The organism is Fictibacillus phosphorivorans, assembly GCF_001619875.1.
Lineage (GTDB): Bacteria > Bacillota > Bacilli > Bacillales > Fictibacillaceae > Fictibacillus > Fictibacillus phosphorivorans_B.
On the sequence record NZ_LRFC01000014.1, the window covers coordinates 1 to 7,948 of the forward strand.

The 7,948-nt window shown below is 40.3% G+C and carries 13 protein-coding genes; all 13 read left to right on the plus strand.

The window, feature by feature from the left end; all coding sequences use genetic code 11:
• The first annotated feature begins 155 nt into the window (after positions 1-155).
• A complete protein-coding gene (locus tag AWM68_RS08935) occupies positions 156-737 on the plus strand; it encodes a LysM peptidoglycan-binding domain-containing protein (protein WP_066240166.1) in 582 nt (193 codons plus the stop codon).
• Entirely contained in the window at positions 737-1,075 is a 339-nt protein-coding gene (locus tag AWM68_RS08940) for a phage baseplate plug family protein (protein ID WP_156488359.1), read from the plus strand. The genes AWM68_RS08935 and AWM68_RS08940 overlap by 1 nt, the downstream gene beginning before the upstream one ends.
• Positions 1,068-1,907 (plus strand): phage protein, encoded by an 840-nt coding sequence (locus tag AWM68_RS08945; RefSeq protein WP_066240171.1) that lies wholly within the window; start codon positions 1,068-1,070, stop codon positions 1,905-1,907. Before AWM68_RS08940 ends, AWM68_RS08945 begins: the two co-directional genes overlap by 8 nt.
• 12 nt (positions 1,908-1,919) lie before the next feature.
• Positions 1,920-2,267, plus strand: a complete 348-nt coding sequence (locus AWM68_RS08950) for a hypothetical protein (RefSeq protein WP_066240172.1) — start codon at positions 1,920-1,922, stop codon at positions 2,265-2,267.
• A gap of 2 nt (positions 2,268-2,269) precedes the next feature.
• Positions 2,270-2,626, plus strand: a complete 357-nt coding sequence (locus AWM68_RS08955) for a DUF2634 domain-containing protein (protein ID WP_066240174.1) — start codon at positions 2,270-2,272, stop codon at positions 2,624-2,626.
• Positions 2,619-3,785: a baseplate J/gp47 family protein gene (locus AWM68_RS08960; protein ID WP_066240177.1), complete on the plus strand. Its 1,167-nt coding sequence runs from the start codon at positions 2,619-2,621 to the stop codon at positions 3,783-3,785. The genes AWM68_RS08955 and AWM68_RS08960 overlap by 8 nt, the downstream gene beginning before the upstream one ends.
• The gene (locus AWM68_RS08965; RefSeq protein ID WP_066240180.1) at positions 3,782-4,417 is read left to right on the plus strand and encodes a hypothetical protein; all 636 of its coding nucleotides are present in this window, start codon (positions 3,782-3,784) and stop codon (positions 4,415-4,417) included. Before AWM68_RS08960 ends, AWM68_RS08965 begins: the two co-directional genes overlap by 4 nt.
• A 15-nt stretch (positions 4,418-4,432) precedes the next feature.
• Positions 4,433-6,478 (plus strand): tail fiber protein, encoded by a 2,046-nt coding sequence (locus AWM68_RS21890; RefSeq protein ID WP_066240182.1) that lies wholly within the window; start codon positions 4,433-4,435, stop codon positions 6,476-6,478.
• Positions 6,479-6,488: 10 nt separating this feature from the next.
• The gene (locus AWM68_RS08975; RefSeq protein ID WP_066240186.1) at positions 6,489-6,812 is read left to right on the plus strand and encodes an XkdW family protein; all 324 of its coding nucleotides are present in this window, start codon (positions 6,489-6,491) and stop codon (positions 6,810-6,812) included.
• Entirely contained in the window at positions 6,812-6,931 is a 120-nt protein-coding gene (locus AWM68_RS22000) for a CD1375 family protein (RefSeq protein WP_269446786.1), read from the plus strand. Before AWM68_RS08975 ends, AWM68_RS22000 begins: the two co-directional genes overlap by 1 nt.
• Positions 6,909-7,097 (plus strand): CD1375 family protein, encoded by a 189-nt coding sequence (locus AWM68_RS21375; protein ID WP_156488360.1) that lies wholly within the window; start codon positions 6,909-6,911, stop codon positions 7,095-7,097. The genes AWM68_RS22000 and AWM68_RS21375 overlap by 23 nt, the downstream gene beginning before the upstream one ends.
• A 45-nt stretch (positions 7,098-7,142) precedes the next feature.
• Positions 7,143-7,436: a hemolysin XhlA family protein gene (locus AWM68_RS08980; protein WP_066240189.1), complete on the plus strand. Its 294-nt coding sequence runs from the start codon at positions 7,143-7,145 to the stop codon at positions 7,434-7,436.
• Between the two features lie 70 nt (positions 7,437-7,506).
• Positions 7,507-7,948, plus strand: a 442-nt coding sequence (locus AWM68_RS08985) for a peptidoglycan recognition protein family protein (protein ID WP_197468151.1), incomplete at its 3' end; no start/stop codon positions are given.

Consider the following 7,948-nt stretch of genomic DNA (forward strand, 5'->3'; position numbering starts at 1 on the left):
AACACTAGCTCGGATCGCTCAATTGTGTTCGCTCCTGTTATTAATGTGTCATCAGACAATGGCGATGGTAATTCGGTAAAGAAACAGATTCAAGAAGCAATGGATGAAGCTTTTGATCTCCTTAGTACACTTTATGATCCAGAGGTGATTCGTTAATGGCTAAATTAGGTAACGTATCCCTTCACATAGAAAAAGAAGGCGAATCACACAAGATAGAAGCAACAATGTATGCGGTTGAAAAAGGGGAGCCTTTTACTGATCATGTAGCGAAACGTCCATCGGAATTCTCCATCTCTGGGTATATACTGTCGAACTCTTGGGAGAATTCCATGGCTCAATTAAAGAGCATGATGGAAAAAGGCGAGATCACAAAATATGTAGGTAAAATGGTAGCACAAGACGTTATCATAACCGATATTTCAGGGGATCATGATTCTTCTGTGGCAAATGGCGCAGCTATAAAGATTTCATTACGAAGAATTCGAATTACAAAAACTGCATGGATTAAGGCAAACCCACAAGAAAAAGCAACACGAAAGCCAGTATCCAATACAGGTAAAAAGAAACCAATATCTAAAACACCTAGGAAATCAACAGCCGTTTATCACGTTATAAGAAAAGGCCAAACATACTGGTACCTTTTTAAAAAGTATGGAACTTCCATTCAGCAACTGAGAAGCTGGAACAATTGGCCGGATACTAAAATTCCAATCGGTGGGAAAGCGAGGGTGAAATAGTGGAGTATATCGACGTAAATAAGAGTGAACTTCCGGAGCGCTTTGAAATTGACCTAGCTAATGAAACATTCACCCTCGAGTTTTCTTATAATGAGTCAGGAGATTTTTTCACCGTAGATCTTTATCGCCCAGATAGTTTTGATCAAGAGGTACCACTCGTTCTAGGGGAAAAATTGACACTTAATCAACCTTTATGGAATGATTTTTCAAGTTTAGATCTTCCGGCTCCTAGTATTGTTCCAAGGGACTTAGCTCAAAAGGAAGGGCGTATCACTTGGGATAATTTCGGTATCTCGGTATTCCTTTACATTGCGGATGAGGCTGATATAGATGAATAATTATAACCGTGTAATCAAAATCACAGTAGGAGACGCGGTTTTTACTAATGATGAGTTAGAAATCCGATTTGAAGCTCCCTTTGATGACGATATTCAGCCAAATCAAAGCAAAATTGAAATATATAACTTGTCACAGAGTACCTTGTCTCGTCTGAAGAAAGATCAATCGGCTTCAATACAAGCAGGTTATGCAGGTGACGTAGGGGTATTATCATCAGGTGTTGTAAGTAAAATTGTAACCAAGTGGGAAGGGCTTGATAAAATAACAAGCATATATTTTATTGAGGGTGAGGACTTTACCAGGATTAAGGTTACAAAAGACACGACAAACAAAAAGGATAGTCTATCGATTGGTTTCAAACAGGGAACTGATGGTTTAACAATTATTAAGCGTTTGGTTAGCGTTCTTGGAATAAAATTAGGTGCACCTATCACTTTGAAAAAGAATGTAATCTATAAAAAAGGTTATATTGTTACGCAGCTTATCATGAATAATTTAGAAGAAGTAGTAAGGGACTGCGGATCTATTATGTATCACAGAAGGGGTAAACTCGTGATTCGACCTGTAGAGATCGGTACAGATGAAAAGTTTACTTTAGAGGAAAATACCGGCCTCATTGGATCTCCTTCAGAATTTGAAATTACGGATAAAAAAGGATCAGAGGATAAGGCTGTAAGAGGATACACAGTAAAGTGTCTCCTCCAGCATAGAATTACAACTTGTAGCATTCTAACCATTAAATCTAAGTCTGCAAACGGAGTCTATAGAGCTTTTAAGGGAAAGCATATCGCCGATGCTGATGACTTTATCACTGAGTTCGAATGCGTGTAGAGGGGGTTGGTTATGAGTTCAAATACTAAATTTGTAGATTCAATGATTCGTAATATAAAAATGTCACTTCACACCTTCGTCCCTGCACGAGTTGTAAAGTACTACAGCTCCACAAAAGAGGCTGATATTGAGGTGTTGTTTACGCAGGTAGTAAAGGGGGATACACCTGTTAAATATCCAATGATTTTAAAGGTACCGGTGTTAAAACACGTTGGCGCACTAGTCGCAAATGATGTTGTTTTTTGTGGTGTAAGTGAAAGATCGATTGATAACCTTCAAAAAGTTCCCTTTGATCCCACATTAAGTCGTACTCATGATATACGAGATTGTGTAATCATTGGCATCTGGGAGGGTGTCTAATCATGAATAGCATACTATTAAATCCAGATGGGGACTTTGTTTTTGAACAAGGTTCTTTTTTAATGGTCAAAGAAGACGAAGAACTTGCTCAGTCCGTGAGAATGGTCCTCCAAACGGCATTAGAAGAATGGTTTCTAAATGAGGAATTTGGTTTGAATCGAGAAGTCTTTCTAAACAAACTTTTTAATGAAAATGAAGCAAGAGATAGCATAATAGAAGCTTTGTCTCTTGAGAACAGGATTTCTTTAGTTGAAGAAATTAAATTTAAAAAAGTAGGACGAAAATTACTGATCGATTTGGTTCTACTTAAAAATGATAATACAAGTTTACTTATTGAGGGGGTGAACTTAAATGCTTGATAGGTTTGGTTTTAAACGGAAAAATTATGCTGAACTTCAAACGGAAATGGAGGCTAGAGCAAAAACTCTTTTTGGAGAAGATGCGAACCTTTCTGAAAGAAGTCCCCTCGGTATATTTATTCGTTTGTTCTCTTGGTTCCTTTCAAAAACATGGGAGCTTGCGGAAAAGGTATATAATTCAGCATTCATTACAAAGGCAGAAGGTATCCAGTTAGATCGGCTTACAGCTTTTTTTAACACCTCACGAAATCCGGAACAGTTCGCAATTGTGGACCTCTCTTTTTCCGGAGTACCCAATTCGACCATTTTAGAGGGGACTCGATTCGAAACGGAAAGTGGAATTGATTATGCACTAACTGAAAATGTGATCCTAGACTTGAATGGACTAGGCAATGGCAGTGCAGTCTGTTTAACAGCTGGTATCGTTGGTAATGTTCCCTCCGGATCCATTATAGTTCAGTCTGAACCAAGTGCGGATATATATGATGTGACTAATCCTTTGGCTTCTGAGGGTGGTAGGGATGAGGAAACGGATGCGGAACTTTTGGCACGCCTTAAAAGCTCTGGAGCTAACGTAGGAAGTGGCACACCTGATGCAATAGTATCTTCCGTCCTTGGAATAGCTGGAGTGCGAGCAGCAAACATTTCTGTAAACAACGCAAACACAACAGTAAATGGACAACCTCCTCATAGTAACGCAGTTTATGTTTTAGGCGGAGAAGGTCAGATCATTGCGGACACTCTTTTCAATCATTACGTAGGTCTTCAATTCTTCGGTACTGACTCGTATGTTGTCAAAGATATCTCTGGTAATAGCCATACAATAAGTTTTACTCCGGCCACTCAGATTACTATATTTTCAAATGTTACCTTAACAACAGACAATACTTTTACAACTACTGGTGTAACAGAAGTGAAAGACTCCATTGTGAGAATCATAGGAGGAGCATCGAGTGACGGAACACTTTATGTCGGCTTAAATATGGGTGAAGATGTGATTTACTCTAAAATATTGGCTGCTGTAATGGGAATTCAGGGTGTAGTCGATGCGACTGTTACGATTGGTAAGAGTGCTGGAACACAAGGGGCTAGTAATCTTGCGATTAATACGAGCGAGGTTGCACAGATTGATGCTGATAACATCTTGGTGACTGTATGAGTGTTTACACAGATATAATACGGAAATTACCCGATCTGTTTACGAAAAAGAGTGATTCCAACGTTGGGAAAATGGTCTTGTTGCTTTCTGAACAAATTGACACCTTGAATGTGACATTTTCAAAGATTGAAAGTTGGAGAGATATAAATCTTGCTGAAGGATCAACTCTAGATATGATCGGGGAAAATTCAGGTCAAAGAAGAGGACAGGCAACAGATGAAATAATGCGTGTACTCATTAAAGCCCGTATTGCCCGAAATTCAAGTGATGGGACTTTTAATAGTGTGATCTATGCCTTAGCACGATCAATAAACGCAGACCCAACAAAAATTAAAATAAGGGCTTTATATGAAGAGAATGATCCAGCGGCGGTTGTTATTGAAGGAGTTCCACTCGCAGAATTAAACAAAGTCGGAATGACAGCTGTACAGTTTGGATATATCGCTCAAAAGGTCGTAGCTGCAGGAATACGAGTTGCTGCTGTCGATCTGCGTGGTACTTTTGGATTCTCTTCACAAAATAATGTTTTGGAAACGAATACCGAAACAGGATTCGCTCCATTAGATCAAAGCCGAGGCGGGACATTAGGAGCAACGTTTGAACCAGATCAAACGCTACAATTACCAATATAAAAGGAGGGTTGAAGAATGCCTTTTAGCAAGCCATTACCAGAATGGAATAATCTTGGTACAAAACCGCCACAAAGTAAGATAGACACTGGGTGGTTACCAGACGACAGACCACCAGCAGATTGGTGGAACTGGTTTCTCTATACGACCCATCAAGCTTTATTAGAAGTACAACAAAATGCTGTTCATACGGACCGTGCCGGACAAACAATTGCACAGTTGGTAGCTGGTAAAGTTCCTGTGGCTCAATTACCAGACGGGACAACTTCAGCAAAAGGGGTTGTCCAACTTTCAAGCGCTACTAACAGTACCAGTACAACTGTAGCTGCGACATCTTCAGCCGTTAAAACCACATATGACCTTGCAAACGGCAAATATACAAAGCCGGCATCAGGAATCCCTAAAGCTGATCTTGATACTGCTGTACAAGCCTCATTGGGAAAAGCTGACACAGCAGAGGGTAACGCGATTGCACATGCAGACGAGGCTGTAAGTAATGTACAAACAGATCTAAATAATCATAAAGGTTCAGGTGGAACAGCCCATGCGAACGCAACCCAAATGGCATCAGGCTTTCAGTCAGCAGCAGACAAGACAAAACTCGACGGTATAGCAACAGGGGCAGAAGTTAATCAAAATACCTTCGCGAATGTTAAAGTTGGTACTACTACGATTGCGTCAGACAGTAAAACCGATACGCTAGAATTAGCTGCAGGAACGAATGTCGTTTTGACACCAGACGCCACGAACGATAAGGTAACGATCGCATTAAGTACGGAAATTGAAACTGTAACTGGGTCCCAAGCAAAAGCAACCGTCGTACAGAATAACTTAAACACTCATACAACAGATACTTCAAATCCACATGCTGTAACTGCTGCGCAGGTTGGGGCTTACAGCAAGACAGAAGCTGACGCAAATTATGCGCCAAAAAGTCATGTGGGTGCATCTGGAACAGCTCACCCTGCCGCGACAACCGCAGCAGCAGGATTTATGAGTACCGCGGATAAGTCAAAGTTAGATGGAATAGCAGCAGGAGCAAACAATTATTCTCATCCAGCAAATCACCCGCCTTCTATCATTACACAGGATGCTAATAATCGTTTCGTAACAGATACAGAAAAAGCGAACTGGAATGGTAAGGCTAGTACAGCAGTCGCTACTACCGCAGCAAACGGATTAATGGCAGCAAGTGATAAAAGTAAACTGGACGGAATATCTGCTAGCGCAGACGTTAATCAGAACGCCTTTTCTAATGTAGTAGTAGGGGCTACGACAATCGCAGCTGATACACAAACAGATACGCTTACATTTGCTGCTACAGCACCTATTACGATTACTCCAGACGCAACAAACGATAAAGTAACTTTTGATATATCAAATGCGACAACCGCAGCCGATGGAGCTATGAGTGCAGCCGATAAAACAAAGCTAGATGGAATTGCGGCAAGTGCTAATAACTACGTCCACCCTACTACGGCAGGTAACAAGCATATACCAGCAGGGGGCGCGGCGAATCAGTTTTTAGAATACTCGGCAGACGGTACGGCGGTTTGGAGTAGTATTGCAGGATCTCAAATCGTTGAAGATGCTAGTAACCGTTTAGTTACAGATACAGAAAAAGCTAACTGGAATGCAAAACTCGATGACGATAGCGCTACACGTACAGGTTTCTATGTTGAAATGGTCACAGCGCAAAGTATTGCTGCTACGGTTATGACGAAGGTAGCATTTAAAGGAACACCACAAGGTAACGCCAACTCGCGCTGGAGTACAACAAACTATCGGTTTACTGCAGCAAAAGCGGGCCTTTACCACTTTTCCACTACCGTACGTTTCGACTTAGACCAGTATACTGCAGGTGAACTTTACTTATATAAAAATGGTGTGAATCTTCTTACTCTGGGTAAGGTTGTTTCGCCTGGATCTGCTAACTTGGGGATACATGGCTCTGCGACCCTAAAACTTGCTGTAGGTGATTATATCGAAATTTTCGGTTTCGGCTCTGTAGCAACTACTTATTCTACAGATTCATTCCTTTCAGTAGTACAAATTACACCATAGGAGGATAAAGATGGACATAGCGAAAACTATCTTACATCTGTACCCAGATGCAGTGCCGTTAAAAGATTTTACCATTATGGAACTTTTGGACGGAAATGGTCCTTTTATTAGTGAATGGAACATAGCAGTACCAGAACCAACAAATGAAGAACTCCAAGCAGCATGGGAGGAAATTAAAGACATTCCACCTGTTATCCCAAAAACTGAAATAGAAATTTTGACCGAAAAAAATGAACAACTAGAAAAAGAATTAGCCATAACTAAAGAGGATAATATCGCGAACATGTTGGCCATAACAGAAATTTACGAGATGGTGCTTGGAGGTGGAACTTAATGGTGGTAATTTATTTCAAATTAGTTAAGGCTGGGGTCAAAACAATTGAAGAGGTACCGGAGATCCATCGTGCTGAAGTTCAGGAGATGCTTGATCGTGAAATTTCTACAGAGGTTTAAAATGATTATTTACCTTTTACGAATGGAGGTGAATTCTGATATGGTCACTGTTTATGTAACTTTAATTGTTCGTGGTTATAAAACTTATAGCCAGGTACCGGATACATTGAAACCACAAGTGAAAGCTGAACTTGAAGCTCTTGAGCTTGGAGAATTAGCACAATAACGCCGATGAGGGCGTATTTTTTATGGGGTAAAGGAGGTCATCTGAATGGAGGCCGTACAAGTGAATACGGAAAAAGAGATTTTAATGAGTTTAGCTAGATTGGAAACAAAGATGGACAATCTCGGAAATGTAAAAGAAGTATCTGCAGAAGCTCTTCAAAGCGCAAAAAGCGCTCATCATCGTTTAGATAAAATAGATGAATTGAGAATCGAGCGTATTGATGGGTATGAATCTCAGTTGAAAAAAATTGATAAAATCATATTTTGGGCAGGAACAACAATCATAGGTGGCGTTTTCTTAGGAGCCATAGGGTTGTTGTTTTATTTTGCAAAAAATTAATGGAGCGTGATGGAAAATGAAAATAGATTTCGGTAATTTGCCAGTCCAGGATATCCGGAACTCCATAAGAGTGAGTAAGACTATACTCACGGCATACAGAGCTATTGAAGACATTACATCAATAGCTTTACATCAAAGCTTAACAGAAGAAGGCGATGCACACGCATTTGCTAATTACCATATCGGAACTCTCGGTTGGTCCAGGATGGGATATGCATTTGTCATCCTTAAAGACGGGACAATCCAATGGGCTGCAGATCTTGCAGTTAAAACTCCTCATGTTGGAGATTCCAATCGAAGATCACTAGGAGTTTGTTTAGTGGGTGATTTACGTTATAATCCGCCAACTTTACCGCAGCTAAAGAGCATGTATGGATTAATTGAAGTCTTATTTAAAGTTCTACCAAATGTAAATGAAGCACAAGATGTTTGGGGGCACCAAGAATATCCTAATTATGCTTGGAAACAATGTCCTGCACTTGATATGGACTCGTTACGTGGTCAAATTGCTT

Coding starts and splice junctions, on each gene's coding strand:
- AWM68_RS08980 (WP_066240189.1), top strand. CDS start 7,143: ATGGAGGCCGTACAAGTGAATACGGAAAAAGAGATTTTAATGAGTTTA.
- AWM68_RS22000 (WP_269446786.1), top strand. CDS start 6,812: ATGGTGGTAATTTATTTCAAATTAGTTAAGGCTGGGGTCAAAACAATT.
- AWM68_RS08950 (WP_066240172.1), top strand. CDS start 1,920: ATGAGTTCAAATACTAAATTTGTAGATTCAATGATTCGTAATATAAAA.
- AWM68_RS08945 (WP_066240171.1), top strand. CDS start 1,068: ATGAATAATTATAACCGTGTAATCAAAATCACAGTAGGAGACGCGGTT.
- AWM68_RS08975 (WP_066240186.1), top strand. CDS start 6,489: ATGGACATAGCGAAAACTATCTTACATCTGTACCCAGATGCAGTGCCG.
- AWM68_RS08935 (WP_066240166.1), top strand. CDS start 156: ATGGCTAAATTAGGTAACGTATCCCTTCACATAGAAAAAGAAGGCGAA.
- AWM68_RS08960 (WP_066240177.1), top strand. CDS start 2,619: ATGCTTGATAGGTTTGGTTTTAAACGGAAAAATTATGCTGAACTTCAA.
- AWM68_RS08955 (WP_066240174.1), top strand. CDS start 2,270: ATGAATAGCATACTATTAAATCCAGATGGGGACTTTGTTTTTGAACAA.
- AWM68_RS08965 (WP_066240180.1), top strand. CDS start 3,782: ATGAGTGTTTACACAGATATAATACGGAAATTACCCGATCTGTTTACG.
- AWM68_RS21890 (WP_066240182.1), top strand. CDS start 4,433: ATGCCTTTTAGCAAGCCATTACCAGAATGGAATAATCTTGGTACAAAA.